This is a genomic window from Terrabacter terrae, assembly GCF_039529575.1.
GTDB classification, from domain to species: Bacteria; Actinomycetota; Actinomycetes; order Actinomycetales; family Dermatophilaceae; genus Terrabacter; species Terrabacter terrae.
Genome location: NZ_BAAANB010000001.1, coordinates 3,362 through 30,202 on the forward strand (window position 1 = coordinate 3,362; position 26,841 = coordinate 30,202).

General features: G+C 73.4%; 27 protein-coding genes. 14 read left to right on the forward strand and 13 right to left on the reverse strand.

What is annotated here, in order from left to right:
• Window positions 1-285 precede the first annotated feature (285 nt).
• From ABD194_RS00020 to ABD194_RS00055, 8 genes are read left to right on the forward strand one after another with little or no spacing between them, the layout of a single operon-like run.
• The gene (locus ABD194_RS00020; protein ID WP_343985613.1) at window positions 286-1,920 is read left to right on the forward strand and encodes a carbamoyltransferase family protein; all 1,635 of its coding nucleotides are present in this window, start codon (window positions 286-288) and stop codon (window positions 1,918-1,920) included.
• On the forward strand, window positions 1,917-3,434 hold the full coding sequence (locus ABD194_RS00025; RefSeq protein WP_343985616.1) for an HAD-IIIA family hydrolase: 1,518 nt from the start codon (window positions 1,917-1,919) through the stop codon (window positions 3,432-3,434). The genes ABD194_RS00020 and ABD194_RS00025 overlap by 4 nt, the downstream gene beginning before the upstream one ends.
• Entirely contained in the window at window positions 3,431-4,537 is a 1,107-nt protein-coding gene (locus ABD194_RS00030) for a glycosyltransferase family 9 protein (protein ID WP_343985619.1), read from the forward strand. The genes ABD194_RS00025 and ABD194_RS00030 overlap by 4 nt, the downstream gene beginning before the upstream one ends.
• The gene (locus ABD194_RS00035) at window positions 4,534-5,733 is read left to right on the forward strand and encodes a glycosyltransferase (protein ID WP_425579916.1); all 1,200 of its coding nucleotides are present in this window, start codon (window positions 4,534-4,536) and stop codon (window positions 5,731-5,733) included. Before ABD194_RS00030 ends, ABD194_RS00035 begins: the two co-directional genes overlap by 4 nt.
• Window positions 5,730-6,365, forward strand: a complete 636-nt coding sequence (locus ABD194_RS00040) for a D-sedoheptulose-7-phosphate isomerase (RefSeq protein WP_343985623.1) — start codon at window positions 5,730-5,732, stop codon at window positions 6,363-6,365. Before ABD194_RS00035 ends, ABD194_RS00040 begins: the two co-directional genes overlap by 4 nt.
• Complete coding sequence (locus ABD194_RS00045; RefSeq protein ID WP_343985626.1) at window positions 6,362-7,837, forward strand: PfkB family carbohydrate kinase; 1,476 nt, start codon at window positions 6,362-6,364, stop codon at window positions 7,835-7,837. The genes ABD194_RS00040 and ABD194_RS00045 overlap by 4 nt, the downstream gene beginning before the upstream one ends.
• Window positions 7,834-8,571, forward strand: coding sequence for an SDR family oxidoreductase (locus tag ABD194_RS00050; RefSeq protein WP_343985629.1), 738 nt, complete (start codon window positions 7,834-7,836; stop codon window positions 8,569-8,571). The genes ABD194_RS00045 and ABD194_RS00050 overlap by 4 nt, the downstream gene beginning before the upstream one ends.
• Entirely contained in the window at window positions 8,517-9,605 is a 1,089-nt protein-coding gene (locus ABD194_RS00055; protein ID WP_343985632.1) for a glycosyltransferase family 9 protein, read from the forward strand. The genes ABD194_RS00050 and ABD194_RS00055 overlap by 55 nt, the downstream gene beginning before the upstream one ends.
• Here the strand turns inward: ABD194_RS00055 and ABD194_RS00060 are convergent.
• Window positions 9,594-10,625 (reverse strand): UDP-glucuronic acid decarboxylase family protein, encoded by a 1,032-nt coding sequence (locus ABD194_RS00060; RefSeq protein WP_343985635.1) that lies wholly within the window; start codon window positions 10,623-10,625, stop codon window positions 9,594-9,596. The two genes, ABD194_RS00055 and ABD194_RS00060, sit on opposite strands and share 12 nt — an antisense overlap.
• A 126-nt stretch (window positions 10,626-10,751) precedes the next feature.
• Between ABD194_RS00060 and ABD194_RS00065 the strand changes: the two genes are divergently transcribed.
• The 4 genes from ABD194_RS00065 to ABD194_RS00080 all read left to right on the forward strand — a co-directional run bounded on the left by ABD194_RS00065 (window position 10,752) and on the right by ABD194_RS00080 (window position 15,051).
• Window positions 10,752-12,119: a dihydrolipoyl dehydrogenase family protein gene (locus ABD194_RS00065; RefSeq protein WP_343985638.1), complete on the forward strand. Its 1,368-nt coding sequence runs from the start codon at window positions 10,752-10,754 to the stop codon at window positions 12,117-12,119.
• A gap of 123 nt (window positions 12,120-12,242) precedes the next feature.
• Window positions 12,243-13,100, forward strand: a complete 858-nt coding sequence (locus ABD194_RS00070; RefSeq protein WP_343985641.1) for an HAD family hydrolase — start codon at window positions 12,243-12,245, stop codon at window positions 13,098-13,100.
• Window positions 13,101-13,211: 111 nt separating this feature from the next.
• Window positions 13,212-13,643 (forward strand): YciI family protein, encoded by a 432-nt coding sequence (locus tag ABD194_RS00075; protein ID WP_343985644.1) that lies wholly within the window; start codon window positions 13,212-13,214, stop codon window positions 13,641-13,643.
• An 88-nt stretch (window positions 13,644-13,731) separates the two neighbouring features.
• The gene (locus tag ABD194_RS00080; protein WP_343985647.1) at window positions 13,732-15,051 is read left to right on the forward strand and encodes an RNA polymerase sigma factor; all 1,320 of its coding nucleotides are present in this window, start codon (window positions 13,732-13,734) and stop codon (window positions 15,049-15,051) included.
• Here the strand turns inward: ABD194_RS00080 and ABD194_RS00085 are convergent.
• The 4 genes from ABD194_RS00085 to ABD194_RS00100 all read right to left on the reverse strand — a co-directional run bounded on the left by ABD194_RS00085 (window position 14,948) and on the right by ABD194_RS00100 (window position 18,044).
• The gene (locus ABD194_RS00085; RefSeq protein WP_343985650.1) at window positions 14,948-16,021 is read right to left on the reverse strand and encodes a TerC family protein; all 1,074 of its coding nucleotides are present in this window, start codon (window positions 16,019-16,021) and stop codon (window positions 14,948-14,950) included. The two genes, ABD194_RS00080 and ABD194_RS00085, sit on opposite strands and share 104 nt — an antisense overlap.
• A 345-nt stretch (window positions 16,022-16,366) precedes the next feature.
• The gene (locus ABD194_RS00090) at window positions 16,367-16,918 is read right to left on the reverse strand and encodes a DedA family protein (RefSeq protein ID WP_343985653.1); all 552 of its coding nucleotides are present in this window, start codon (window positions 16,916-16,918) and stop codon (window positions 16,367-16,369) included.
• 56 nt (window positions 16,919-16,974) lie between these two features.
• Complete coding sequence (locus ABD194_RS00095) at window positions 16,975-17,535, reverse strand: cysteine hydrolase family protein (RefSeq protein WP_343985656.1); 561 nt, start codon at window positions 17,533-17,535, stop codon at window positions 16,975-16,977.
• Between the two features lie 89 nt (window positions 17,536-17,624).
• The gene (locus ABD194_RS00100) at window positions 17,625-18,044 is read right to left on the reverse strand and encodes a VOC family protein (RefSeq protein ID WP_425579917.1); all 420 of its coding nucleotides are present in this window, start codon (window positions 18,042-18,044) and stop codon (window positions 17,625-17,627) included.
• Between the two features lie 84 nt (window positions 18,045-18,128).
• On the opposite strand from ABD194_RS00100, the gene ABD194_RS00105 reads away from it, so the two are divergent.
• Entirely contained in the window at window positions 18,129-18,986 is an 858-nt protein-coding gene (locus ABD194_RS00105; protein WP_343985659.1) for a TrmH family RNA methyltransferase, read from the forward strand.
• A gap of 152 nt (window positions 18,987-19,138) precedes the next feature.
• Window positions 19,139-19,774 carry a VOC family protein gene (locus ABD194_RS00110; protein WP_343985662.1) on the forward strand — a complete coding sequence of 212 codons (636 nt, stop codon included), beginning with the start codon at window positions 19,139-19,141 and terminating at the stop codon, window positions 19,772-19,774.
• 98 nt (window positions 19,775-19,872) lie between these two features.
• Here the strand turns inward: ABD194_RS00110 and ABD194_RS00115 are convergent, their stop codons facing one another.
• The 8 genes from ABD194_RS00115 to ABD194_RS00150 form a co-directional block, all read right to left on the reverse strand.
• Complete coding sequence (locus ABD194_RS00115; RefSeq protein WP_343985666.1) at window positions 19,873-20,895, reverse strand: hypothetical protein; 1,023 nt, start codon at window positions 20,893-20,895, stop codon at window positions 19,873-19,875.
• Between the two features lie 40 nt (window positions 20,896-20,935).
• Window positions 20,936-21,274, reverse strand: coding sequence for a VOC family protein (locus ABD194_RS00120; protein ID WP_343985669.1), 339 nt, complete (start codon window positions 21,272-21,274; stop codon window positions 20,936-20,938).
• Window positions 21,275-21,381: 107 nt separating this feature from the next.
• Window positions 21,382-23,694, reverse strand: coding sequence for a heavy metal translocating P-type ATPase (locus ABD194_RS00125; protein ID WP_343985672.1), 2,313 nt, complete (start codon window positions 23,692-23,694; stop codon window positions 21,382-21,384).
• The gene (locus ABD194_RS00130) at window positions 23,691-23,912 is read right to left on the reverse strand and encodes a heavy-metal-associated domain-containing protein (protein ID WP_343985675.1); all 222 of its coding nucleotides are present in this window, start codon (window positions 23,910-23,912) and stop codon (window positions 23,691-23,693) included. The genes ABD194_RS00125 and ABD194_RS00130 overlap by 4 nt, the downstream gene beginning before the upstream one ends.
• A gap of 71 nt (window positions 23,913-23,983) precedes the next feature.
• Entirely contained in the window at window positions 23,984-24,265 is a 282-nt protein-coding gene (locus ABD194_RS00135; protein WP_343985677.1) for a metal-sensitive transcriptional regulator, read from the reverse strand.
• A 55-nt stretch (window positions 24,266-24,320) separates the two neighbouring features.
• Window positions 24,321-24,743 carry an MmcQ/YjbR family DNA-binding protein gene (locus tag ABD194_RS00140; RefSeq protein WP_343985679.1) on the reverse strand — a complete coding sequence of 141 codons (423 nt, stop codon included), beginning with the start codon at window positions 24,741-24,743 and terminating at the stop codon, window positions 24,321-24,323.
• Window positions 24,744-24,854: 111 nt separating this feature from the next.
• On the reverse strand, window positions 24,855-26,267 hold the full coding sequence (purB, locus tag ABD194_RS00145) for an adenylosuccinate lyase (RefSeq protein ID WP_343985682.1): 1,413 nt from the start codon (window positions 26,265-26,267) through the stop codon (window positions 24,855-24,857).
• 155 nt (window positions 26,268-26,422) lie between these two features.
• Window positions 26,423-26,841: VOC family protein (locus ABD194_RS00150; protein ID WP_343985685.1), on the reverse strand; the 419-nt coding region annotated here is incomplete at its 5' end.

A 26,841-nucleotide genomic window follows, 5' to 3' on the forward strand; every position in this document is an offset into this window, starting at 1 on the left:
ACGCCGACCACCTCGTGGCCCCAGCCGGCCAGTGCCGCGGCATGGGTCGCGCCGAGGTAACCGGTGCCGATCACGGAGATACGCACACCGGGCACTTTCCCCGCTTCTCGGCTCGCCAAACCCATACGGCCACGGGCCGGCCCGGCGGTCGAGGGCTGCAGAGCATGAGCAAAACCTGCCAATTCACGCCTGAGAAGCACTTCTCCGGTGAGAAGCGGTTTGACGGCACCGAGAAGTGGGCACCGCTTCTCCGAGAAGCACCACACCCACCTTGATGGAGGCGTCGTGAAGGTCCTCGGTGTCAACGCGCTGTTCCACGACCCCGCGGCGGCGCTCGTCGTCGACGGGGTGACGGTCGCCGCGCTGGAGGAGGAGCGGCTCTCGCGCCGCAAGCACGGGCATCGCCCGGTTCCCTTCGCCGCGTGGGAGCTTCCCGAGCTGGCCGCGCGCTGGTGCCTCGAGGAAGCCGGGCTCGACGCGTCGGACCTCGACGCCGTCGCCTACTCCTACGACCCCGCGCTGGCCGAGCCGGCCGACGAGCTCGGGCTGCACGACCCGTGGGACCACCTGCGCCAGACCTACGCGCAGCGGGCGCCGTCGTTCCTCGCCAGCGCGCTTCCCGGTCTCGATCCCGCCTGCGTACGCTTCGTCCCCCACCACGTGGCCCACGCGGCGTCCGGGGCCCTGGCCGCGCCGACTGGTGACACCGACGTGCTCGTGCTCGACGGTCGGGGTGAGAGAGCGAGTCACCTCGCCGGCCACTATGCCGACGGCAAGCTCGAAACGCTTGCCACACAGAGGCTTCCGCACTCGCTCGGGCTGCTCTACGAGGATGTCACGCAGCACCTCGGATTCTTGCGCAGCAGCGACGAGTTCAAGGTCATGGCTCTCGCCTCCTACGGCACGCCGCAGTTCGCCGACGAGCTGCGCCGGGCGGTGACGACGACCGGCGACGGCGGCTTCCGGACCGAGCGCATCGACTGGGGCTCGCTGGCCAAGCCGCGCGGCCCGGACGACCCGTGGACCCAGGAGCACGCCGACCTCGCCGCCAGCGTGCAGGCCCGGCTGGAGGAGGTGCTGCTCGAGCTCGTCGGCTGGCTCCACGACCAGACGGGCGCCCGGCGCCTGGCTCTCGCCGGCGGGGTGGCGCTCAACTGCGTCGCCAACACGCGACTGCACGCCGACGGCCCCTACGACGACGTCTGGGTCCAGCCCGCGGCCGGCGACGCGGGCACCGCCCTCGGTGCGGCGCTCACCGTGGCGACGGACGGCGGCGACCGGTGCGCGCCGATGCCCGGCGCCGACCTCGGTCGCTCGTGGAGGGACGACGAGTTGGAGAGCGTCCTGCGCACCGCTCGAGTGCCCTACGAGCGGTCCCGCGACGTGGCCCGCGAGGTCGCGCAGTGCCTGGCCGCGGACGGCATCGTCGCCTGGTTCCAGGGGCGCAGCGAGTACGGCCCCCGGGCCCTCGGGCACCGGTCGCTGCTCGCCCACCCCGGCCGCGAGCAGAACCTCGAACGCCTCAACGACGTCAAGGGCCGCGAGCAGTTCCGCCCGGTCGCGCCCATGGTCCTCGCGGAGCGGGCGCAGCAGATCTTCGGTCGTGGCCCCCTCCCTTCGCCCTACATGCTCTTCGTCCACGACGTCGACCCCCAGTGGCGCGACCGCATCCCGGCCGTCGTCCACGTCGACGGGACGGCTCGCGTGCAGACCGTCGACGAGCGGGAGGAGCCCCTCGTCGCCCGGATGCTGGCTGCCTTCGAGGAGCTGACGGGAGTCCCGGTCGTCGTCAACACCAGCCTCAACACCGCCGGCCGCCCGATGGTGGACAGCCCGCGCGACGCCCTGGAGTGCTTCGGGTCCGCGCCCGTCGACCTGCTTGCCATGGGGCCCTTCGTCGTGCGGCGGCCCCGGGCATGACCACGGGTGTCACCACCGAGCCGGTCACCACGATCGTGGTGCCGACCGTCGGCCGCGACACCCTGCTGACCCTCCTCGAGCGGCTGGCGCAGCAGTCCACCCCTCTCACGGCTCCGGTCCTGCTCGTCGACGACCGTCGGGAGGACCACCCCATGGCCGCGCCGGCCTGGCTCGACGACCTTCCCTTCCCGGTGACGGTGCTGCGAAGTGGCGGTCGCGGGCCCGCGGCTGCACGCAACCTCGGGTGGCGCCACGCCCGCACCCCGTGGGTGTCCTTCCTCGACGATGACGTCGTGCCCGGGACGGACTGGCACGCCAAGCTCCTGGAGGACCTGCGACGCGCCGATCCCGATGTCGTCGGTTCACAGGGCCGGCTCCAGGTGCCGCTGCCCCAGGACAGACGACCCACCGACTGGGAGCGGTCCACGGCCGGCCTCGAGGGAGCGCTGTGGATCACCGCCGACCTGTCGTACCGACGCGGCGCCCTGGCGGCGGTCGGGGGCTTCGACGAACGCTTCCCGCGGGCCTACCGCGAGGACGTCGACATGGGACTGCGGGCCACCGAGGCCGGCGGCCGCATCGAGTGGGGCGATCGCCGGATGCGGCACCCGGTGCGCCCCGCCGACGACTGGGTCAGCGTGCGCCGTCAGGTCGGCAACGTCGACGACGCGCTGATGCGCCGGCTGCACGGCCGGGCCTGGCGGGCGCGCACCCACGCCGCCCGCGGCAGGCTTCCCTTGCACGTGGCCACCGTGGCCACGGGAGTGACGGCCCTCGCTGCCGGCCTGGCCGGTCGCCGCCGGGTCGCCGCCGTGGCTTCTCTCGGCTGGGTATTCCTGACGGCCGAGTTCCTGTCGGCGCGCGTGCTCCCCGGCCCACGTGACGGTCGTGAGGTCGCCCGGATGACCGCCACGAGCCTGGCCATTCCCTTCGCCGCCGTCGCGTATGCCGTCCGCGGGCGCCTGCAGCACCGCCGAGCCGAGCCGTGGCGAGGCGCCCCCGACCTCGTCCTCCTCGACCGGGACGGCACCATCGTCCACGACGTCCCGTACAACACCGACCCGGACGCCGTGCGTCCGGTCGAGGGTGCTCGTGAGTCCCTGGACCGGCTGCGCTGCAACGGGATCCGCGTCGGTGTCGTGACCAACCAGTCCGGCGTCGGCCGGGGCCTGGTCGGGGAGGACGACCTCGACGCGGTGAACGCCCGGGTGCAGGAGCTGCTCGGCCCCTTCGACGTCTGGACACAGTGCCTGCACGCACCCGAAGAAGGCTGCGGCTGCCGCAAGCCCGAGCCGGGACTCGTCCTGGAGGCCTGCGCCCGGCTCGGCGTCGACCCCGCCCGCGCGGTCGTGGTCGGCGACATCGGCTCCGACGTCGGTGCAGCCGACGCCGCCGGTGCCGTGGGCGTCCTCGTGCCCAACGGCGCCACCCGCCGGGAAGAGGTCGAGCATTCGCCCCTGGTGGCGCCCGACCTCGCCTCAGCCGTCGAAGCCCTGTTGGGGGGCCGCTGGTGAGCCACGTGCTGGTGGTCCGGCTCGACAACGCCGGAGACGTGCTCCTCGCCGGGCCGGCTGTCCGGGCCGTGGCGGCCGGGGCCGAGCGGGTCACGCTCGTGTGTGGCCCTCACGGTGCCGCGGCGGGCGAGCTGCTGCCCGGCGTCGACGAGGTGGTCACGTGGGGCTGCCCGTGGATCGACCCGAATCCCGACCCGGTCGAGCGCGAGCACGTCGACCGGTTCGTGGAGACCGTCCGCGACCTGGCTCCCGACCGGGCGCTCGTCCTCACCTCGTTCCACCAGTCGCCGTTGCCGACGGCGCTGCTCCTGCGTCTTGCCGGCGTCCCCTGGATCGGGGCGGCGAGCACGGACTACCCAGGGAGCCTCCTCGACCTGCGGCACCGACCCTCCGACGACCTCCACGAGGTCGAGCGCGCGCTGTCGCTCGCTCGGGCTGCCGGCTACGAGCTGCCAGCGGGTGACGACGGGAGGCTCGCTGTGCGGCCACCGCCGAAGCCGTGGCTGCCGTGGGCGTCCTCGGTGCCGTGGTCGCAGGGCTTCGTCGTGCTGCATCCCGGCGCGTCGGTGCCGGCCCGGGCCTGGCCCGAGCACCGGTGGCACGAGCTCGCCCGGCTGCTCTCGCACGGCGGGCGACAGGTGGTCGTGACGGGTGGCCCCGCCGAGCGCGCCCTGACGGCAAGGGTGGTGGCGGCAAACGGCAGCGGTGACGTCGTGGACCTCGGCGGCCGGACGTCTCTCGGCGAGCTCTCCGGGGTCCTGCGCGCCGCCTCCGTGGTCGTGGCGGCCAACACCGGTCCGGCTCACCTCGCCGCAGCCGTCGGTGCTCCGGTGGTGTCGCTCTTCGCCCCCACCGTGCCCTTCCAGAGGTGGCGGCCGTGGGGCGTGCCGCTCGTGGCGCTCGGCCGCGGCGACGCGCCCTGCCGGGACACCCGGGTCACCAAGTGCCCGTTCCCCGGTCACCCCTGCCTGACGTCCGTGACTGCCCGTGAGGTCGTCCAGGCCATCGACTCCCTTGCGCCGCAGCGGCGCCCGAACCACTTGTCGCCGGAACCGTTGGGGGACAACTCCCTCAGCCAGACCATCACCGGAGGTATGTCATGAGGATCGCGATGGTGTCCGAGCACGCGAACCCCCTCGCGCTGCTCGGCGGCGCGGACGCGGGCGGCCAGAACGTCCACGTCGGAGCGCTCTCGGCGCAGCTCGCCGCCCGTGGGCACGAGGTGACCGTCTACAGCCGGTGGACCGACCCCGACGTCCCCCGTCGCGTGGAGACACCCGACGGCTACGTCGTCGAGCACGTGCCCGTCGGACCACCGACCGAGGTGCCCAAGGACGACCTGCTCCCGCACATGCCGGCCTTCGCCCGCTACCTCGAGGCGCAGTGGAGCGAGCAGCCCGTCGACGTCGTGCACGCGCACTTCTGGATGAGCGGCATGGCGAGCACCCGCGCGGCCCGCCGCGTCGGCGTCCCCGTGGTGCAGACCTTCCACGCGCTCGGCACCGTCAAGCGCCGCCAGCAGGGTGCCCGCGACACCAGCCCGCCGGAGCGGCTCGGCATCGAGCGGCGGCTGTGCCGGCAGGTCGACCGCGTCATCGCGACGTGCACCGACGAGGTGGAGGAGCTCGGCCGCATGGGGCTGCCCGCGCGCCGCGCCACCGTCGTGCCGTGCGGCGTCGACACCGACGTCTTCCGGCCGTATGCCGTCCCTGCCCGTGAGCGACCGCGCCTGCTCTCGATCGGCCGGCTCGTCGAGCGCAAGGGCGTCGGCAACGCGATCGAGGCGCTGGCCGCCGTGCCGGGCGTCGACCTCGTCGTGGCGGGCGGGCCACACCCGTCACAGCTCGACGGCGACCCGGAGATCCGGAGGCTGCGCGAGGTGGCCCGGCGCTTCGACGTCGAGGACCGCGTCGCCTTCCTCGGCGGAGTGGGCCGGAACGACGTGCCACGGCTGATGAACGAGGCCGACATGGTCGTGGCGGTGCCGTGGTACGAGCCGTTCGGCATCGTGCCCGTCGAGGCCATGGCCTGCGGGCGCCCGGTCGTCGGCTCGGCCGTCGGGGGACTGCTCGACACGGTCCTGCCCGGCCAGACCGGCGAGCTCGTGCCCCCGCGACACCCGGAGGCGCTGGCGGAGGTGCTGCGCCGGCTGGTCGCCGACAAGGAGCGCCGGGAGGCCTACGGACGAGCCGGCCGCGACCGCGCCGTTGCCCTCTACCGCTGGTCGTGCGTGGCCGCCGCCACGGAGGACGTCTACGCCGAGGTGGTTGCCGAGACGAGGAAGGCGGTGGCACGGTGAACGCCGGACCCACGAGCTTCACGCCGTGCGACCACGAGCACCTCGCGGCCCTCGTGCAGGCGGCGAGCACCTTCAGCCCCTGCGTCGAGCTCGCCGACCGCTGGGGAGCCCGTCTCGCCGGCACGCTCGAGGACGGCGGCCGCCTGCTGGCGGCGGGCAACGGCGGCAGCGCCGCCCAGGCGCAGCACCTGACCGCCGAGCTGGTCGGTCGCTACCGGCTCGACCGCCGGCCCTTCTCGGCGATCTGCCTCAGCTCCGAGACCTCGACCCTGACCGCGGTCGTCAACGACTACCCGCCGGAGGAGCTCTTCGCGCGGCAGGTCGAGGCGCACGGACGCGAGGGGGACGTGCTCGTGCTCCTCTCGACGAGCGGCCGCAGCCCCAACGTCGTCGAGGCGGCGCGACGTGGTCGGGAGCAGGGCCTGGCCGTCTGGGCCCTGACGGGCCCCGCGCCCAACCCGCTCGCCGAGGTGGCCGAGGAGGCCCTCAGCGTCGACGCCGAGTTCACCGCCACGGTGCAGGAGCTGCACCTCGTGGCCGTGCACATCCTCTGCGCCGGTCTCGACCGCGCGCTCGGTGTGCTGCCGGCCCGCACGCGGGAGGACGTCACCGCCGTCCGGAGGCCGGCATGACCCGCACGAGCCGGATGACCGGCATGAAGGGTCCCCTCGTCGTCGTCGGCGACGCGCTGCTCGACGTCGACGTCGAGGGCCACGCCGGGCGCCTGTGCCCCGACGCCCCGGTCCCGGTGCTCGACGAGCTCGTCGAGCGTGCCCGCCCCGGCGGAGCCGGACTGGCCGCTGCGCTCGCCGTGCGCGACGGCGTGGAGGTGGTGCTCGTGACCGCGCTCGCGGACGACGAAGGCGGTGAGCGACTGCGGAGGCTGCTCGCTCCGGTCGAGGTCGTGGCGCTGAGACCACTCGGCGCCACCCCGGTCAAGCGCCGCGTCCGGGCCGATGGACAGTCGCTCGTGCGCCTCGACACCGGCGGACCCCCGGGGGGTGTCGGTCCGGCCACACAGCGTGCGCTGGACGCGGTGCGTGGCGCGGGCGCGTTGCTCGTCTCCGACTACGGCCGCGGGACGGTGGACGCGCCGGGCCTGCGCGAGGCGGTCGCAGAGGTGGCGAGCCGCATACCCGTCGTCTGGGACCCGCACCCACGGGGCGGGCGTCCCGTGCCCGGTGCCCGGCTCGTCACCCCGAACGAGGACGAGGCGAGGGTGCTGGTGGGCCGGGAGGGTCTCGAGGTCCAGGGGCCGCCCCACTCGCTCGTCGGCGTGCGTCGCCGCGCCGAGGCGCTGTGTCGGGCCTGGCAGGCGCAGGGCGTCGCCGTGACCCTGGGCTCACGTGGTGCCCTGCTGACCTACGGCAGCGGTACGCCGGTGCTGGCGCCCGCGCCCGACGTGCCGTCCGTCGACGCGTGCGGTGCCGGCGACCGACTCGCGGTGTCCGCCGCGGTCGCGCTCGGCGGGGGCGTGGTCATCGCGGACGCCGTGGCGGAGGGCGTGCGGCGCTCGGCCGAGTACGTGTCGAGCGGCGGCCCCGCGTGCCTCGACGCACGCGACGGCTTGGTGCCGGCGTGGCAGGCGCTGCGCGTCCCCGGTGGCGACGGTGCATCCGACCCTGACACACCGACCGTCGTGGCCACGGGCGGCTGCTTCGACCTGCTGCACACCGGGCACATCGAGACGCTGCGGGCCGCCCGGGCGCTGGGGGACCGTCTCGTCGTGTGCCTCAACTCCGACGCCTCGGTGCGCCGGCTCAAGGGTCCGGGGCGCCCGATAGTCCCCGAGGCCGACCGCGCGCGGGTGCTGCTGGCGCTCGAGTGCGTCGACGAGGTGGTGCTCTTCGACGAGGACACCCCGATCGAGGTGCTGCGCCGGGTGCGCCCGGCCATCTGGACCAAGGGCGGCGACTATGCGGGCGCCGACGTGCCCGAGCTCGCCGTGCTGGAGGAGTGGGACGGACAGGCGGTCGTCCTGCCCTACGTCGAAGGCCGTTCGACGACGGCCCTCGTGGCAGCGGCGAACGGGCAGGGTGCCCAGCCGAAGGCAGGCGCGGCCCCGGCCGCGCACCGTGCACGAACAGGAAGGACGGACGCATGACGACCTCGACAGCTGCTTCGACACCGGAGGCCCCAGCGCTGGGAACCGTGCTCGTGACAGGCGGCGCCTCGGGCCTCGGCGCGGCTGTGGCGCGGGCCGTGGCACAGGCGGGCGGCCGGCCGCTCGTCCTCGACCGGCGCGCCCCGGACCAGGAGGTGCTCGACGTGCCCGACTCGGACGTCGGCATCGTCGACCTCGCCGACACCCGGGCCGCCGAGCAGGCCGTGCGCGAGATCGTCGATGCGGCCGGCGGGGTCGACGCCGTCGTCACCTGCGCCGGCACCGACGCCTGTGGCCGGTTCGACGAGATCGACGGACCCGACTGGGACCGCGTCCTGCAGGTCAACCTGCTCGGCACGGCCGCCGTCGTGCGTGCCGCCATGCCCTCGCTGCTCGCCAACGGCGGGCGGGTTGTCACGGTGGCGTCCACGCTGGGCCTGCGAGTGCTGAGCGACGCGACGGCCTACTGTGCCTCGAAGTTCGGGGTCATCGGCTTCTCTCGGGCGCTTGCCGTCGAGACACAGGGGCGGCTCGGGGTCACGACCCTCGTCCCGGGCGGCATGCAGACGGCCTTCTTCGACGGCCGGCCCGACCAGTACAAGCCCGGTCCCGACGCGAAGCTCAACCGGCCCCAGGACGTCGCCGCGGCGGTCCTCTTCGCGCTGCGGCAACCGCCGGGGTGCGAGGTGCGCGAGCTCGTCATCACGCCGTCGGTCGAGGGGTCCTGGCCCTGAGCCGGGGAGCCACTCGCGGCCGCGCCATCGTCCTGCGGGCCCTGGGTCTCGGCGACGTCCTCACGGTGGTGCCGGCGCTTCGCGCCGTCCGCCGTGGGCTGCCCGACCACGAGGTCGTCCTCGCCGGGCCGACTGCCCTGGCCGACCTGGTGGTGGCCCCTGACCTCGTCGACCGGGTGTTGCCCGCGCGAGGGTTGGCGCCTCTCGAGTGGGACGGGACCCCACCCGAGGTCGCGGTCGACCTGCACGGCTCCGGCCCGGAGAGCCACCGCCTGCTCCAGGCGCTGCGTCCCGACCGGCTGGTCGGCTACGCCTGCCCGGCGGCTGGCGTCACCGGGCCCGAGTGGCGTCCGGGCGAGCACGAGGTCCGCCGGTGGTGCCGGCTCGTGGAGCATGCCGGGTGGCCGGCCGACCCGTCGCAGCTGCGGCTCGCGCCGCCGGGCGTCCCGAGTCCCGCAGCGGGAGCCGTGGTCGTCCACCCCGGCGCCGCCTACCCGTCCCGTCGGTGGCCGGTGGGTCGCTTTGCCGCAGTGGCGAGCTGGGTGCGCAGCCAGGGACTCGACGTCGTCGTCACGGGCAGCGCCGAGGAGGTGGCGCTCGCTCGCGTGGTCGCGGAGGCGGCTGGTCTTGCGGCAGGGGCCGTGCTCGCCGGACTCACCGACCTCCGCTCCCTCTCCGCGTTGGTCGCCGGCGCGAGACTCGTCGTGTCGGGCGACACCGGGATGGCGCACCTGGCGACGGCGTTCGGCACGCCGTCCGTCGTCCTCTTCGGGCCGGTGCCGCCGTCGGAGTGGGGCCCCCCGGCCGAGGGGCCGCACACCGTGCTGTGGAGCGGTGGCGAGCGGGCCGCGAGCGGTGGGCGAGGCGACCCGCACGGTCAGACGGTGGACCCCGCCCTCCTCACCACGAGCGTGGAGGAGGTCATCGCGGCCGCCCGGGAACGACTGCTGCTCAACGGCTTCGGTGGCGACCGTACGAGTGGACGGGGTCCCGGCGGCCGCCACGCGGCGCGCGGCGCGGGGTCAGGCCGCTGACCGCAGCTGCTCCTCGAACCACTCCAGCGTGCGGCGCAGGCCCTCCTCCACCGGGACCTGCGGCTTCCAGCCGAGCAGCTGGGCGGCGCGCGCGGTGTCCGGACGGCGCACCCGGGGGTCGTCCTCGGGCAGGTCCACGAAGGTGATCGGCGAGCTGGACCCGGCCAGACGGCACACGGTCTCGGCGAGCTCGAGGACGGTGACCTCGTCGTCGCCCCCGAGGTTGACGGGTCCGACGCAGTCGCTCGCCGCGAGGGCGCAGAGACCGTCGACGGTGTCGGTCACGAAGCAGAGCGAGCGCGTCTGGCTGCCGTCGCCCGTGACGGTGACGGGCTCGCCCTTGAGGGCCTGGGTCATGAAGGCCGGGATCATCCGTCCGTCGTCGGTGCGCATGCCGGGACCGTAGGTGTTGAAGATGCGCGCGATGCCGGTGTCGACCCCCCGGCTGGTGCGGTAGGCGGTCGTCAGTGCCTCGGCGAACCGCTTGGCCTCGTCGTAGACGCTGCGCGGGCCCACCGGGTTGACGTTGCCCCAGTAGGTCTCGGGCTGCGGGTGCACCAGCGGGTCGCCGTAGACCTCGGAGGTCGAGGCGAGTACGAAGCGGGCGCCGCGGACCTGCGCGAGGTCGAGGGCGTGCATGGTGCCCTGGCTGCCCACCAGCATCGTCTCGACGGGCAGCGCCGCGTAGTGCACGGGAGAAGCCGGGGACGCCAGGTGCATCACGAGGTCGACGTGGCCGGGCACGTCGAGCACACGGGTCACGTCCGCCTCGATGAAGGAGAAGTGGGGACGGGCCTCCAGCTCCTCGACGACCGCCGGGGTGCCGGTGACGAGGTTGTCGACGGCCACGACCTCGCAGCCGTCGTCGAGCAGCCGGCGACAGAGCCACCCGCCCAGGAACCCGGCGCCTCCCGTCACCACGACGCGTCGCCCCACGTCGTCACGGGAGTCCTGACGCGAGCCGCCACGCGAGCCGTCACGGGAGCCTCGCCGCCCGGCGGCTGCCTCTACGCCTTCCACGCCGGTCGCGTACCCGGCCCCGGAGGGGTGAAACGGACGCCTCGCGGTGGCCCCCGGCCCGGTGCCACCGACCACGGCATACGACCTCGGCCTTCCGTGGACGGGACGAGCGGGTAATGCTGTGGCATGGCAACCGACACCGACCACACCTTCGACGTCATCGTCATCGGCCTCGGACCGGGCGGTGAGCACGTGGCCGGCACGCTCGCCGAGCGCGGCCTGCGCGTCCTCGCGGTCGACCGCAACCTCGTGGGCGGCGAGTGCCCCTACTGGGGCTGCATCCCGTCGAAGATGATGATCCGTGCGGCCGACGCGCTCGCCGAGGCCCGCCGCGTCGAGGGCCTGGCCGGCTCGGTGGGGGAGGTGCGGCCGGACTGGTCCGTCGTGGCCAAGCGCCTCCGCGAGGAGGCCACGGACAACTGGAACGACCAGGTCGCCGTCGACCGCCTCACCGGCAAGGGCGCGACGGTGCTGCACGGCACCGGCCGCATCACCGGCCAGGGGAGCGTCGACGTCGACGGCACGGCGTACACCGCCACGAAGGGCGTCGTCGTCAACCCCGGCACCACCGCTGCGGTCCCGCCGATCGACGGGCTGCGGGACACCCCCTACTGGACCAACCACGAGATCATCGAGGCGGCCGAGCTGCCGGCCTCGCTCGTCGTGCTCGGCGGCGGTGCCATCGGCTGCGAGCTGGGCCAGGTGATGGCGCGGTTCGGCGTGGAGGTCACCATCGTCGAGGCCGCCGAGCGCATCCTCTCCGCCGAGGAGCCAGAGGCCTCGGAGAAGCTCGTCGACGCGCTCGAGGCCGACGGCATCGCCGTCCGCGCCGGCGTCGGCGCCGAGAAGGTGAGCCACGACGGCTCCACCTTCACGGTCACGCTCGCGGACGGCTCGACCCTGCAGGCCGAGAGGCTCCTCGTCGCCACCGGGCGCCGCGCCGACCCCGCCGCGGTCGGGCTCGACACCGTGGGCGTCCCGGCCGACTCCCACACCGCCCCGGTCGACGACCGCTGCCGGGTCGCCGACGGCGTGTGGGCGGTCGGCGACATCACCGGCAAGGGCGCGTTCACGCACGTCTCGATGTACCAGGCCGGCATCGTCATCCGCGACGTCCTCGGGGACGACGGGCCCCCGGCGGAGTATGCCGCCCTCCCGCGCGTGACGTTCACCGATCCCGAGGTCGGGGCCGTCGGGATGACCGAGTCGCAGGCCCGCGACCAGCTCGCCAACGTGCAGGTGGGCGTGACGCCTCTGGGCGAGACGACGCGCGGCTGGATCGCCAAGGCGGACGGCCTCATCAAGGTCGTCGCCGACGCCGACCGCGGTGTCCTCGTGGGGGCCACGGCGATGGGACCGGCCGGCGGCGAGGTGCTCGGGGCCCTGTCCGTCGCCGTGCACGGTGAGGTCCCGGTCGACCGGCTCCGGTCGATGATCTACGCCTACCCGACGCTGCACCGCGGCATCGAGACGGCGCTCGGTCAGCTCGGCTGAGGGAGCACCGAGCGCGGGCTGAGCGAGCGTCGGGCGACGGGCCGATGACGTCTCGGTGACGGTCCTGCACGGTTGCGAACGAGGCGCACATGTGGGGCCTCGGGGGAGATATACGGTGAGGCCATGGCACAGCGACTGCTCGCCCTCGACCTCGACGGCACGACTCTGAACCACCTGGGCGAGCTGTCCCCGCGCGTGGGCGACGCGATCCGGGCCCTGCCCGAGGACGTCGCCGTGGTCATCGCGACAGGGCGCTCCATCATCGCCACGATGCCCGTCTTGGAGGCGCTGGGACTGGAGGAGGGCTACGCCATCTGCTCCAACGGCGCCCTGACGCTTCAGCTCAACGCGGCTGCGCCGGAGGGCTACTCGATCATCGACAAGGTGACGTTCGACCCGCGGGCGGTCCTGGAGAAGATGCGGGTCGAGCTGCCCGACGCACTCATCGCCGTGGAGGAGCCCGGCGTCGGGTTCAAGGTCAGCAAGCACTTCCCGGACGGCGAGCTCATGGGCCACTCGCGCGAGGTCGCCTGGGAGGAGCTCATCGCCCACCCCGTCACCCGTGTCACCCTGCGCCAGCCCGAGTCGACGGCCGAGGAGTTCATGGAGCTGGTGGAGCGCGCCGGTCTGCACGGGGTGTCGTACGCCGTGGGCTGGTCGGCCTGGCTCGACATCAACCCGGAGGGCGTGTCCAAGGCCAGCGCCCTCGAGCTCGTGCGCCGCCAGCTGCGCGTCGAGCCGATCCACACCATCGCCTGCGGCGACCAGCGCAACGACCTCGAGATGCTGCACTGGGCCGCCTGGGGCGTCGCCATGGGCAACGCGCCCGACGAGGTCAAGGCCATCGCCGACGAGGTGGCCGGCCACGTCGACGAGGACGGCCTCGCCCCGGTCCTCGAGGCGGTGGCGCGGGCGGTGCGCGACGGCGTGCCCTTCAGGGACGGCGTGGAGTCGGCGGCAACGGCTCGCCTCGAGCTCTAGCGGGTCGCGTCCGGGTGCCGTGTCGAGAACCGGCCGCCCCGTTCGACGCAGTGGTGAGGCGGGGCCGACGAGGACCCTGCACGACCCACTGAGGAGACCACCGTGCGTTTCATGATTCTCGTGCCTTCCACGCCGCTCATCGAGCGGGGGACCATGGGCACGGAGCAGCAGTTCGCCGACATGCAGGCCTACAACGAGGAGATGCTCAAGGCGGGTGTCTTCGTCGACGGCGAGGGACTGCACCCGACGTCCAAGGGGGCACGAGCGGCATGGCAGGCCGGCGAGTGGGTCGTCACCGACGGTCCGTTCGCGGAGTCGAAGGAACTGGTCGCGGGCTTCACGATCATCGACGTGAGCTCGCGCGAGGAGGCCCTCGAGTGGCTTCGCAAGTGGCCGGTGTCGTGCGCTCCGGAGCCAGGCTACGCCCTCGAGCTGCGCCAGATCCTGCGCGCGGAGGACTTCGGCGACGAGCTGACGCCCGAGCTGCGCGAGCGCGAGGAGCAGATGCGGGTCGAGGCCGCGCGCAACGCGGCCCGCGGCTGAGCGGGGAGGTGCGGCGCGACAGCAGAGCCCACGGCAGTGTTGCGCGGGGTGAAACAGTGTCGGAGTGACGAGCCGGACCAGTCAGCCGATGCCCAGCGCCGACGACGTGCGCCGGACCCTCGAGGCGGTCTGGCGCATGGAGGCCGCGAAGGTGACGGCCGTCGTCGCCCGCCTGGTCCACGACGTCGGCCTGGCCGAGGACCTCGCGCAGGACGCCTTCGTGCAGGCGCTCGAGCAGTGGCCCCGCGACGGCATACCCAGGACGCCGGGCGCCTGGCTCACGGCGACGGCACGACGACGGGCCATCGACCGGATCCGGCGGGAGGTCAACCTCGCCGGCAAGCTCCAACAGGTCGGCCACGCGGAGGAGCTGCGGGTGGCCGACCTGGCCCAGGGTGAGTTCGACGCGGCGCTCGAGGACGTCGACGACGACGTCCTCGGGCTGGTCTTCGCCGCGTGCCATCCCGCCCTCACGGCCCAGGCGCGGATCTGCCTGACGCTGCGCATGATCGGGGGCCTGAGCACCCGTGAGATCGCGCGGGCGTTCCTCACCAGCGAGGCGACCGTCGCCCAGCGCATCTCGCGTGCCAAGAAGACCCTGAGCCAGGACGGCGTCACCATCGAGGTGCCGTCCGGGGCCGAGCTCGCCCCTCGGCTCGCGTCCGTCCTCGAGGTCGTCTACCTGGTCTTCAACGAGGGGTATGCCGCCACCTCGGGTCGTGACTGGCTGCGCGGTGACCTCATGGAGGAGGCGATCCGGCTGGGTCGCGTGCTGTCGGCACTCGCGCCCCGCGAGCCGGAGGTCCACGGCCTGCTGGCGCTCATGGAGATCCAGGCCTCACGCACCCGCGCGCGCATCGGGCGTGACGGCGAGCCGGTCCTGCTCCTCGACCAGGACCGCACGAGGTGGGACTGGGCCCTGGTCAACCACGCGCTCGGCGCGCTCGAACGAGCCATGTCGCTCGTCGGCCCGGGCCGGGGAGAGGCCGGGCCGTACCTGCTGCAGGCTGCGATTGCCGCGTGCCACGCCCGTGCCCGCACCGCCGAGGCCACCGACTGGGCGCTCATCGTCGCGCTCTACGGCCGGCTCGGTGCGCTGCGTCCCTCGCCGGTCGTCGAGCTCAACCGGGCCGTCGCCCTGTCGTTCGCCGAGGGGCCCGGCCCGGCGCTCGAGGTGGTCGACCGTCTCGTCGAGGCCGGCGCCCTCGCCGACTACCACCTGCTGCCCAGCGTCCGCGGCGACCTCCTCGCCCGGCTCGGCCGGGACGAGGAGGCCCGCGCGGAGTTCGCCCGCGCCGCCGACCTCACCCAGAACGAGGCCGAGAAGGCTCTGCTCCTGCGTCGGGCTGCGGCTCCGGTGACGCCTGACCCGACGACCGCTCCCGCCGGTTCGCGGCCAGGCTCGTGAGCGTGACGACGGCCAGGATGCCCACGATGACCGCGAGGGAGAGCAGCGTGGGGATCTCCGGGACACCCGGCCACACGCCGTGCGCCCAGTGCAGCACCAGCTTGGCGCCGATGAAGGCGAGGATCAGCGACAGGCCGTGGCCGAGGTGGACGAGCTTGGCCAGCGCCCCCTCGAGCAGGAAGTAGAGCGCGCGCAGGCCGAGCAGGGCGAAGGCGTTCGTCGCGAAGACGAGGTAGGGGTCGCCGGTGATCCCGTAGACGGCCGGCACCGAGTCGATGGCGAAGACGACGTCGGTGCCGAGGATCGCGATGGCGACGACGGCCAGGGGCGTCAGCGCCCTGCCGCCATGGCGACCGTCACGTCGCACCGTGAGGTTCGTGCCGGCATACGCGTCGGTGACGGGGTGGAGACGGCGGATCAGCCTGACGCTGCGCAGGGAGTCGACGTCGATGCCGTGGTCGGTGTGTGACAGGGCATCGCGGCCCACCTTGACCGCGGTCGCGAGCAGGATCGCGCCGAAGAGCAGGAACGTCCATGCGAAGCTCGCGATCATCTGCGCGCCGAGGGCGATGAAGACGCCGCGCAGCACGAGGGCGCCGCCGACACCGATGAGCAGCACCCGCTGGCGCAGCTCCCGCGGCACGGCGAACGCCGAGAGCAGGATGATGAAGACGAAGAGGTTGTCGACCGAGAGCGACTTCTCCACGAGGTAGCCGGTGTAGTACTCGACGCCCTGGGCCGAGCCGTACTGCCACCAGAGCCAGCCGCCGAAGACGACGGGGATGGCGATGTAGAGGGCCGACCAGCCGACTGCCTCGCGCATGCTCGGGTCGTGCGGGCGGCGGGTGATGAGGAAGTCGACGACGAAGAGCGCGGCGACGCCGGCGATGGTGGCGACCCAGAGCGTCGGCGAACCGATCGAGTCGGTGACCGGCGCGGGCGCGGCGGCGGTCGGGAGGGCAGTGAGCATGGGTCTCCTCAGAACGATGTCTGAGGTCTCCTTCACCGACTGCCGTCGGCCGCGGACCGGGGTGGTCGTCGGACCACCGTACTGACCGGTGCGCGCGAGGAAGTACTCCCCTCGGTGACGATCCTACCGGCAGCCGGCCGGGCACCGAAATGCCCGGCCGAGATGTCGCTCGGACCTCGCGCGTGGCGCGCATGGCCAGGCCGGCGAGCTCGTCGGACGTCACGGGCTTCGCGCCGGCCGTCCAGTCCACGCGCGGCTGCGGCAGGTGCGCCTGGAGCAGCTCGGAGCTCGTCGTCGAACCCGGGTCCAGGGCGGCGACCTGGCCGTCGCGCTCGGGGTAGTAGTTCATCGTGTCGATGACGACCGTGCCGGCGGGCTCCGAGAGGTCATGAGGGTGTCAGCCCTCGGGGAGGGCCCCCATTCCGCGCGGCGCCGGCGGACCACCAGCCAGGCGACGACCGCCGCGCCGCCCAGCACGAGGACGGCGGCTCCCCACCAGGAGCCGGCTTCGGCCGCGAGCCAGGCCTGCACCACCGCGAGGCCGACCGTCGCGTAGAGCGCGGCCCAGACGAGGGACCCGACGACCGCGGCGGGCAGGTAGTGGCGCAGCGGCATGCGCGCCGCGCCCGCAGCCAGGTGGATCGCGGTCTGGAGGCCGACGGTCAGGTACGAGAGCGTGACGGCGAAGGGCCCGAGGCGCCGCAGGAGGGACTGCGCCCGGCCGGTGAGCTCGCCGGTGAGCTCGCCGGTGAGCACACCGGTGCTGCCACGGTGGCGCCGCCAGCCGGCCATGGCGCCGCGCCCGAGCCAGTAGGTGCCGTTGGACCGCACCGTGGCGCTCGCGAAGAGGGCGAGGAAGGCCAGCCAGAACGGCTGGGCGGCCAGCGTGTCGAGCATGCCCACACCTTAGGGGTGGCCTCCTCGGACCCCGCAGCGGTCCACGGGCAGCACGGTCACCGCGCGCCGAAGTCGACCTCTGCGGTCGGCACGACATCGCCGCGCCGCCCCGGAGCCTCGGACCAGGACCAGGAGACGTTCGTGTGGGCGATGACCTGCTCGGGAGAGACCGGCACGCCCCACTGCCGGAGGTCCTCGGTCGTGTGGGCGTCCTCGACGAGCGTGGCGTCGTAGCCCCGGACGAGCGCCCCGTGCAGCGTCGACCGGATGCACGCGTCGGTCTGGGCGCCCGTGACGACGAGGCGGCCGACCTGCCGCTGGGCCAGCAGCGACTCGAGCTCGGTGTCCTCGAAGGAGTCGCCGTAGCGCTTGTGGACGACCGGCTCCGCCTCCTCGCGACCGAGCTCCGGCACGAGCTGCCACCCGTCGGTGCCGACCGGCATGTTCTCGTCGGAGTGCTGCACCCAGATGACCGGCACACCCTCCTCGCGGGCCCTGTCCACGAGGGAGCGGATGCGGTCGATCACGCCGTCGCGGTCCCACGCGTCGGCGACGACCTGGTTCTGGACGTCGACGACGAGCAGGGCCACGTGGGGTCGTCCGTCGAGGATGGTCATGCGCCTGGCACCTCCGGGTCCCGGTGTCCGTGTCGTCGGCCTGTCACCGTGCGGTCGACGCTACGCCGGCACACCGACAGGCGTGGGGGTCATGGTGCGACGAGCAGGCAGAACGGGTGACCGGCAGGGTCCGCGAGCACGACGAGCGCCTCGTCCTCGTCGTCGGTGCGGTCGAGCAGCACCTGCGCACCGAGGGCCAGGGCCCGGTCGCGGTGCCGCTCGAGCTCGGCGAGGGTCGGCACGCGGTAGTCGACGTGCAGCTGCATCGGCACCTCGTGCGAGGGCCAGGTCGATCGGCGGAGCGGCCCGTCGACGCGCTGGAACGCCAGCCGCCGGATGCCGTCCCCGTCGAGCAGGACGAGCCAGTCGGCATCGTCGACGGTGTCCTCGGCAGGTGGCTCGTCGCCCGGCCGGTAGTGCAGCCCGAGCAGCTCGCGGTAGAACTCGGCGAGCCCGCGGGCGTCCTCCGTGTCGAGCGCGGTGTGCATCAGACGCGGGAAGTCGGCCACGGATCCTCCTCGGTGCGGCAACCGGTCGGTCGCCCCCAACCTACGAGGGAACAGGGAGGGCCCGGGTGGGATGCTGGCCCTGTCATGACGAACCACACGCGCCCCGCCCGCGAGCTGACGATCACCTCCGCGTCCAACCCGCGGCTGAAGTCCCTGCTCGCCCTGCGCCGCCGTCGCACCCGCGAGGAGACCGGGCAGACGCTCGTCGAGGGCTACGAGGAGATCGGCCTCGCCCTCACGTCAGGCCTCCGCCCGCGGACCGTCTACGTGTGCGAGGACCTCTTCAGCCCGGCCGGCCGCGCCGGGTCGCAGGACATCGGCCAGCAGGACGACCTGCTGGCGCGGCTGCGTGACGACCGCGTCGAGGTCGTGCACCTGAGCCGCAGCGCCTTCGAGAAGGTCAGCTACCGCGAGGGCCCCGACGGCCTGCTCGCCGTCGTCGACCGCGTCGGCATCACCCTGGATGACCTGCGCGTCGAGGGCCCCGACCACCTCGCCCTGCTCAGCCAGGGCGTGGAGAAGCCGGGCAACCTCGGGGCCATGCTGCGCACCGCCGACGCAGCCGGGGTCGACGCCGTGGTCGCGGCCGACCCCGTCACCGACTGGGGCAACCCCAACGTCGTGCGCGCGAGCAAGGGCACGGTCTTCGCCGTCCCCGCCGCGAGCGCGACGACGGCCGAGGCGCTGGAGTGGCTGCAGGCCAACGACATCCGCCTCGTCGTCACCACCCCCGAGACCGACCTGCTGCACACCGACGTCGACTACACCGGCCGCGTCGCCATCGCCGTGGGCAGCGAGAAGCACGGCGCCGACCGCACCCTCCTCGACGCCGCCACGCACCGGGTGCGGATCCCCATGTCCGGGTTGGCCAACAGCCTCAACGTCGCTGCGTCGGCCGCGATCGTCCTCTACGAGGCGGTCCGCCAGCGCGGCTCCCGCTGAGCGCCCCACCCACCGCGCGGACCGGCGGCCGGCGGCGTGACGGCATACGAAACGACCGGGATGTCCCGACCGCCTGACGGTTGGGACGAGCGCTAGCGGGTAAGGGCGGGGGTGGTCAAGAGCACCCCTTGGCGTGTGTCACGATGTTCTGTATGCGAGTTGACCACGTCTCCTATGCAGCGGAGGCCGGTGGCCTCAAGGCCACAGCCGCCCGGCTGTCCGAGCTCATCGGCGTCGCGCCGGTCGACGGCGGGGTGCATCCCCGGTTCGGCACGCGCAACGTGATCTTCCCCCTGGCCAAGGACCACTACCTCGAGGTCGTCGAGGTGCTGGACCACCCGGCCTCCGACAAGGCGCCCTTCGGGCAGGCCGTCCGCGCCGCCTCCGAGGCCGGCGGCGGCTGGCTCGGCTGGGTCGTCGCGGTCGACGACATCAGCCTCGTCGAGCACCGCCTCGGCCGCGAGGCCGTCCCGGGCAACCGGCACCGCCCCGACGGCACCGAGCTCCGGTGGCGGCAGGTCGGCATCAAGGGCCTCATGGCCGACCCGCAGGTCCCCTACTTCATCGAGTGGGACGACATGACGGTGCACCCCTCCGCGGGCGCCGACACGGCGGTCTCCATCGACAACCTCGAGATCGCCGGCGACCCCCGGCGGGTGCGCGAGTGGCTCGGCCCCGAGGACACCTTCGACAAGGGCGGCATCCGGTTCACGTTCGTCGCCCCGCACGGCACGCCGGGACTGCTGTCGGTCACCTTCGACACCGTGTCCGGCAAGGTCACCATCTGACCTTCCCCGCTCGACTCGCACGCGAAGCGGCGGCCACCCTGCCCGGGTGGCCGCCGCTTCGTCGTCCCCGGGGACACCGAGGTCGTATGCCGTCCGGCTCAGCGGGCGGCGCCGCCCTCGGTCACGGCGCGTGACCGCCTGCCCCGGACCGCCAAGGTGGTGCCCACGGCCACGGCGACCGCCACGAGCAGCCCGGTGAGCGGTGGCGAGAGCGGCCAGCTCCACGCCGTGAGGGTGCTCGACAGCGATCCGCGGAGCACTCGCATCCCGTCGACCAGCAGCTCCTCCACGGCGGCGCTGCGCGGGGAGACCCCGCGGAGGGACTCAAGGACGTAGCGGGCCGCGGTGAGCGCGGCAGCGGTCAGGACGAGCAGGCCCAGGGCGCCGACCCAGGCCGCGGTCCGGGCCAGGAGTGAGCTGCGGGCGGTGGTGGCGAGGAGCGCGCCGACCACGGCACCCGAGAGCACCGTCAGCGCCGTCGGCAGCCACGGGGCAGGCGATCCGTTGCGAACGGCACCGACCACGAGCTGGCCCAGCCAGTCGGCGGCGACCACGACCGCAGGGGCAGCCGCCACGACGCGCAGCGCCGGGCCGCCGAGGGACACCGCCAGCCCGAGGACGAGGCCCGTCACGGACCCCGCGACCGTGAGCGCGACGAGGGCGAGCCGGACCTTCTGCGCCGTCGTGCCGGAGCCGCCGAGCTCGGGGTCGGGCGCCAGCGTCTGGGCCACCGCCCACGACGTGGCCGCCGCGGCCCCCAGTGTCGCGAGCGCTGCGAGCAGTGGCCGTCGCGACCGTCCGGCGGTGCACCACGCGGGCGCGAGCCCGGCCAGCACGCCGGCCGTGACGGTGACGACGAGCAGGAGCGTCAGCAGCTGGTGGTGGTAGGGCAGCAACGCCTCCCGCAAATCGTTGCGGGGGTTCCACGGCGTGCCGAACGTGCCGCCGCCGACCCGGCGCACGAGCCAGGGCAGCAGTCCTGCCAGCCACCCCAGGATCGCGAGTGGCAGGACGGGCCAGGCCCTGACGCGCAGGGCGTCGTCCGGTGGAAGCCCCGACCGTCCCGGTGGTGTGGGCGGTGGTGTGGCCGCCGGCGGGTTCGCCCCTGTCGTCGACGTCATCGTCTGGTCTCCCCTGTCGTCATCGGCGTCGGTCGAGGCGTCAGGCCTCGACGCAGAACTCGTTGCCCTCCGGGTCCGCCATCACCACGACGTCGCCGTCCCTGCCGGTCACGGTCGCGCCCAGCCCGACGAGCCGCTCGACCTCGGCCTCGACCGGGCCCACCGCGCGCAGGTCGAAGTGCTGCCGGTTCTTCGCCGTCTTGGGCTCGGGCACGCGCTGGAACCACAGGGTGGGTCCTCCCCACCCCGCCGGCTCGACCCAGGCACGGCCGGCGGTGCTGCCCTCGTCGACGTCCGACCCGAGCGCCGCTGCCCAGAAGGCGGCGAGCCCGAGCGTGTCCGAGGCGTCGAAGGTCACGGACTTCACGAAAGCCACCATGCCCCCAACCTAGGGGTCGCGCGCGGCCCGGCGGATGTTCGAGGCGAGTCGCGGGGAGCGCGCGAGGGATCGGTGACGATCGGTGAGGATGGACCAGGCAGCGAGAGTCAGCGGTGCCAGCGCTTCAGGCGCAGGGAGTTGCTGACGACGAGCACGGATGACAGCGCCATGGTGGCGCCGGCGATCATCGGGTTGAGCAGCCCGAACGCGGCGAGCGGGATGGCGGCGGTGTTGTAGCCGAAGGCCCAGGCGAGGTTCTGCTTGATGATGCGCAGCGTCTCGCGGGAGAGGCCGATGGCATCGCCGACGGCGTCGAGGTCGGAGCGCACCAGCACGATGTCGGCCGAGTCCATGGCGACGTCGGTGCCCGAGCCCATCGCCAGGCCGAGGTCGGCCTGCGCGAGGGCGGCCGCGTCGTTGACACCGTCGCCCACCATGGCCACGACGCGTCCCGACTGCTGCAGCTGCGTGACGACCTCGTGCTTCTGCGCCGGCATCACCTCGGCGCGCACGTTGGTCGCCTCGATGCCCACCTGCTCGGCGACGCTGCGGGCGTTGGAGGAGCTGTCCCCGGTCAGCAGGTACGGCGTGAGCCCGAGCGCCCGCAGTCGGGCGATGGCTGCCTCGGAGGTGGCGCGCACGGTGTCCTCGACCGTGAGGGCGGCCTGCGCCACCCCGTCCCAGCCCACGAACACCGTCGTGCCGGCGTGGTTGCGGGCGTGCTCGAGCAGCTCGGGGTCGACGCGCTCGAAGAGGGCGGCCTTGCCGACCGTGACCTCGGTGCCCTTGATGCGCGCGGTGGCTCCCTCGCCCGGGTTGGCCTCGAAGTCGAGGATGCGCGGCAGGTCCAGCTTCGCCAGGCGGGCCCCCTCCACGACGGCCCGCGCGATCGGGTGCTCGCTGCCCTGCTCGACGGCGGCGGCCGCGGTCAGCGCGGCCTTCTTGGAGAGCTTGCCGCGCACGGCGATGCTCCGCAGCTGCAGCGCACCGGTGGTGATGGTGCCGGTCTTGTCGAGGACGACGGTGTCGACACGTCGTGTGTCCTCGAGCACCTGCGGGCCCTTGATCAGCGTGCCGAGCTGGGCGCCGCGACCGGTGCCCACGAGCAGCGCCGTGGGAGTGGCGAGCCCGAGCGCGCAGGGGCAGGCGATGATCAGCACGGTGACGGCCACGGCGAGCGAGGTGCCCACGTCGTGACCCGTGACGAGCCAGCCGACGAGGGTCGCGAGGGCGAGAACGAGCACCACCGGGACGAAGACCGCCGAGACGCGGTCGGCGAGGCGCTGGACGTCGGCCTTGCCGGTCTGCGCGCTCTCGACCAGCCGTTGGATCGCGGCGAGCATGGTGTCGGCGCCGACCTTGCGGGCCTCGACGACGATGCGTCCGGTGCTGTTGACCGACCCGCCCGTCACCTCGTCGCCGGCGGAGACGTCCACCGGGGTGGACTCGCCCGTGACGAGGCTGGCGTCCACGGCGCTCGAGCCCTCGAGCACGACGCCGTCGGTGGCCACCTTCTCGCCGGGACGGACGATGAAGTGGTCGCCCACGACGAGCTCCGACACCGGGATGCGGACCTCGCCCGTGACCCTGCTCTGCGGGTCGATGCGCAGCACCGAGACGTCCTTGGCGCCGAGGTCGAGCAGGGAGCGCAGGGCGTCCCTGCCGGAGTCCTTGGCCCGTGCCTCGAGGAAGCGGCCGGTGAGCAGGAAGGTCGTGACGACGGCCGCCACCTCGAAGTAGAGGTGCATCCCACCCTGCAGCAGCTCCACGACGGAGTAGCCCCAGGCGGCGAGCACGCCCAACGACACGAGGGTGTCCATGGTCGAGGCGAGGTGTCGGGCGTTGACCGCCGCGGCACGGTGGAAGGGCCACGCGCACCAGAACACGACGGGCGTCGCGAGGAGGAACTGCAGCCACGGGCTCGCGCTGAACGTCGGCAGCACCATGGCGAGGAGCAGCACCGGGACGGTCAGGGCGATCGCGGTGACGAGGCGTGGCTTGAGGACGTTCTGGGCGGGCGTGTGGTCGAGGTGGTCCTCAGGCCCCGCGAGGGAGGGCTCGGGCCGGGCCCGGTGACGGTCGAGCTCCATGGCGCGCAGCTTCTCCAGCAGCGCGCCCGCTCCCGGCTGCGCAGATCCGGCGACCGCGCTGCGGCGCTGACCGGCGCCGTCGATCACGGTGGCGCCGTAACCGGTCTTCTTCACCTCGGCCACGATCTGCTCGACCGTGACGGGGGAGGAGAAGGAGACGAGCGCCTTCTCCGTGGCGAGGTTGACCGTGGCCGACTCCACGCCGGCCACCTTGGACAGCTTGCGCTCGATCCGCGCCGAGCAGGAGGCGCAGGTCATGCCGGTGATGGCGAGGCGCACCTCCTCGGGAGCGCGCTCGCCGGTGGCCACCGGTGCCTGGCCGGTGCTCATCGGAGGCTGTAACCCGCCTCGGCGACGGCGGACGCGACGGCGGCCGGGTCGAGGGGTGCCTCGCTCGTGATGGTGACGGGGGAGTCCTCGCCCGGGTGCAGGTCGACGGCGACGGCGACGACACCGGGCAGGCCCGAGAGCTCCTCGCTGACCGAAGCGCTGCAGTGGCCGCACGTCATGCCGACGACGGTGATCTCGGTCTCGGTGGTCTCGCTCATCGGGGTGCCTCCTCGGGCGTCGGGGTCTGTGGGGTGCAGGTCGGGCGGCAGTGCGGCGGGTGAGCCGGTGGCTAGCTGCGTACGAGCCGGGCGATGGCGTCGGACGCCTCACGGACCTTCTCGGCCGCGGCATCGTCCGACTCCCGGGCCGCGTCGACGACGCAGTGGGCGACGTGGTCCTCGAGCAGGCCGAGGCTCACCGCCTGCAGTGCCTTGGTGATGGCGCTGACCTGCGTCAGGATGTCGATGCAGTAGGTGTCGGTGTCGACCATCTTCTGCACTCCGCGGACCTGGCCCTCGATGCGGCGCAGCCGCTTCAGGTAGTCGTCCTTGCTGCCGGTGTATCCAGCCATGGCACCTCCTCGTCGTCGACAACACGATACCCCCATAGGGTATTCCAGCAAGCACCTAACCGCTCTGGCCTTCGTCGCCGGCCAGCCATGCCTTCGCGAGCCGCTTGGGCGCCCGGACCAGCCACGCATCCGTCACGACCTCGCGGATCTCGGCCGCGGTCAGGCGGCCGAGGTCGCGCTCGAGGAGGAGGACCGCGTTGTAGCCGTTCCAGTGCGGTGTCGTGAACCACGGCGAGTGCGGGTCGGAGACCATCGCCTGCTTGTCCTCCGCGGTGCAGCGGAAGGCGAGCACGTCCTCGTAGAGCACCCCAGTCTGCGGGTCGTAGGCATCCTTGCGCGGCCCCCGGGCGAACACGAAGCTCGCGCCCCGCACCTGGAAGGCGGGTCGGCCGCCGGCCTCCGGCTCACGGGTCACCTCGGGCAGCGCGAGGGCCGCCTCCTCGATGTCGCGGAGCGTGGCAGGGCGCGGGCGGAACATGGCCTCCCACGCTACCGTCGAGTGGTCCCTCCGTCCGGAAGCGCGCCGCGGGAGTCCGCGCAGCTCCGCGCTCCACGGCGCGGAGGTGAGCACTCGACGTCGGGTATGCCGTCAGGCGAGGTAGTCGTCGACGAGCCGGCTCGCGAGGGCGGTGTAGGTTTGCGGCGTCAGGGCGACGAAGCGGGCCTCGACGTCGGCGGGCAGGCCGAGGCCACGGACGAACTCGCGCAGGTCGTCGCCGTCGATGCGGCGGCCGCGGGTCAGCTCCTTGAGCCGCTCGTAGGGCTCCTCCATGCCCGGGACGCCCTGCGCGCCGAGGGCTCGCATCGCCGACTGGATCGGCTCGCCGAGCACCTCCCAGTTGGCCTCGAGGTCGGCGGCCATCCGCTCGGGCACGGCGTCGAGGCCGGCCAGACCACGGGCGACGTTGTCGAGCGCGAGCAGCGAGTGGCCGAAGGCCGTGCCGATGTTGCGCTGCATGCTCGAGTCGGTGAGGTCGCGCTGCAGGCGGCTCTGGACGAGCGTGCCGCCGAGGACGTCGAGCAGTGCGTTGCTCACCTCGAGGTTGGCCTCGGCGTTCTCGAAGCGGATCGGGTTGACCTTGTGCGGCATCGTGCTCGAGCCGACGGTGCCCTGGCCGCGGACCTGGGCGAAGTAGCCCATGGAGATGTAGGTCCACACGTCGGTGCAGAGGTTGTGCAGGATCCGGTTGAAGCGCGCCACGTCGGCGTAGAGCTCGGCCTGCCAGTCGTGGCTCTCGATCTGGGTGGTCAGCGGGTTCCACGTCAGGCCGAGGCCCTCGACGAACGCCTTGGACACGGCGGGCCAGTCGACGTCGGGGAGGGCGAGCGCGTGCGCCCCGAAGGTGCCGGTGGCGCCGTTGAACTTGCCGAGGTACTCCTGGCGCTCGATGCGGCGCAGCTGACGGCCGAGGCGGTGCGCGAGGACGGCGAGCTCCTTGCCCATCGTCGTCGGCGTCGCCGGCTGGCCGTGCGTGTGGGCGAGGAGCGGCACGTCCTTGAGCTCGCGGGCCATCTCCGAGACCTGCGCGACGAGCGCCCGTGCCTTGGGCAGCCACACCTGCTCGACCGCGCCCTTGACCATGAGGGCGTAGGAGAGGTTGTTGATGTCCTCGCTCGTGCAGCCGAAGTGGATGAGCTCCGCCAGGCCCTTGTCCTCGCCCGCCGGGGCGATCGCCGCCAAGCGCTTCTTGAGGAAGTACTCGACCGCCTTGACGTCGTGGACCGTCACCCGCTCGATGTCGCCGAGCTCGGCGACCTCGTCGGTGCCGAAGTCGTCGACGACCGTCCGGAGCGCGGCGACCTCCTCGTCGCTGAGCTTGCGCACGCCCGGGACGACGCCGTTGCTCGTCTGGTGGATGAGCCACTCGATCTCGACGTGCACCCGCTGCCGGTTGAGCGCCGCCTCCGAGAGGTGGTCGACGAGCGGCGCGACCGCGCCGCGGTAGCGGCCGTCGAGCGCCCCGAGCGCGATGGGCGGGGTTGCGTCAGCAAGCGAAGCCATGGCGTCATCCTCCCAGAGCAGGGGGAGTGGTCCGTATGCCGTCCGGCGCGGTCGTCATGGGCCGCGGAGGGGAGCTGACGGCATACGTCCCCGGTGTCAGCTGCGCCAGGGCTCGGAAAGTGGGTCAGTGACGCAGGGCGCGACGCAGGCGCCTCTCAGTCGCGCGATGCCGCGGCCCGCTGCAGCACGGCGAACGTCTCGCCCTGCGGCCCGGCGACCACGGCCACCCGGCCGTAGCGCGTGTCGGACGGCTGCTGCAGGACCGTGCCGCCGAGCGCCCGCACCTGCTGGGCGCTCGCGTCGCAGTCGGCCACCGCGAAGTAGACCATCCAGTGCGAACGCACGTCCGCGGGCGCCTGCGCCGGGATGGCGCCGATGCCGGCGACTGGCCGGTCGCCGTCGAGCGTGGCGACGGAGTAGGAGAAACCGCCGTCGCCGATCTCCTGCAGCTCGTAGCCGAAGACCCCTGCGTAGAAGGCCTTGCTCGCCGGGTAGTCGCGGCTCATCGACTCGGCCCAGGCGAGGGTGCCGGGCTCGTCGACGAGGTCGGCGCCGGTGTGCTCGCGGGCCTGCC

Coding starts and splice junctions, on each gene's coding strand:
- ABD194_RS00025 (WP_343985616.1), top strand. CDS start 1,917: ATGACCACGGGTGTCACCACCGAGCCGGTCACCACGATCGTGGTGCCG.
- ABD194_RS00035 (WP_425579916.1), top strand. CDS start 4,534: ATGAGGATCGCGATGGTGTCCGAGCACGCGAACCCCCTCGCGCTGCTC.
- ABD194_RS00045 (WP_343985626.1), top strand. CDS start 6,362: ATGACCCGCACGAGCCGGATGACCGGCATGAAGGGTCCCCTCGTCGTC.
- ABD194_RS00050 (WP_343985629.1), top strand. CDS start 7,834: ATGACGACCTCGACAGCTGCTTCGACACCGGAGGCCCCAGCGCTGGGA.
- ABD194_RS00065 (WP_343985638.1), top strand. CDS start 10,752: ATGGCAACCGACACCGACCACACCTTCGACGTCATCGTCATCGGCCTC.
- ABD194_RS00070 (WP_343985641.1), top strand. CDS start 12,243: ATGGCACAGCGACTGCTCGCCCTCGACCTCGACGGCACGACTCTGAAC.
- ABD194_RS00075 (WP_343985644.1), top strand. CDS start 13,212: ATGATTCTCGTGCCTTCCACGCCGCTCATCGAGCGGGGGACCATGGGC.
- ABD194_RS00080 (WP_343985647.1), top strand. CDS start 13,732: ATGCCCAGCGCCGACGACGTGCGCCGGACCCTCGAGGCGGTCTGGCGC.
- ABD194_RS00085 (WP_343985650.1), bottom strand. CDS start 16,021: ATGCTCACTGCCCTCCCGACCGCCGCCGCGCCCGCGCCGGTCACCGAC.
- ABD194_RS00090 (WP_343985653.1), bottom strand. CDS start 16,918: ATGCTCGACACGCTGGCCGCCCAGCCGTTCTGGCTGGCCTTCCTCGCC.
- ABD194_RS00095 (WP_343985656.1), bottom strand. CDS start 17,535: ATGACCATCCTCGACGGACGACCCCACGTGGCCCTGCTCGTCGTCGAC.
- ABD194_RS00105 (WP_343985659.1), top strand. CDS start 18,129: ATGACGAACCACACGCGCCCCGCCCGCGAGCTGACGATCACCTCCGCG.
- ABD194_RS00110 (WP_343985662.1), top strand. CDS start 19,139: ATGCGAGTTGACCACGTCTCCTATGCAGCGGAGGCCGGTGGCCTCAAG.
- ABD194_RS00115 (WP_343985666.1), bottom strand. CDS start 20,895: ATGACGTCGACGACAGGGGCGAACCCGCCGGCGGCCACACCACCGCCC.
- ABD194_RS00120 (WP_343985669.1), bottom strand. CDS start 21,274: ATGGTGGCTTTCGTGAAGTCCGTGACCTTCGACGCCTCGGACACGCTC.
- ABD194_RS00125 (WP_343985672.1), bottom strand. CDS start 23,694: ATGAGCACCGGCCAGGCACCGGTGGCCACCGGCGAGCGCGCTCCCGAG.
- ABD194_RS00130 (WP_343985675.1), bottom strand. CDS start 23,912: ATGAGCGAGACCACCGAGACCGAGATCACCGTCGTCGGCATGACGTGC.
- ABD194_RS00135 (WP_343985677.1), bottom strand. CDS start 24,265: ATGGCTGGATACACCGGCAGCAAGGACGACTACCTGAAGCGGCTGCGC.
- ABD194_RS00140 (WP_343985679.1), bottom strand. CDS start 24,743: ATGTTCCGCCCGCGCCCTGCCACGCTCCGCGACATCGAGGAGGCGGCC.
- purB (WP_343985682.1), bottom strand. CDS start 26,267: ATGGCTTCGCTTGCTGACGCAACCCCGCCCATCGCGCTCGGGGCGCTC.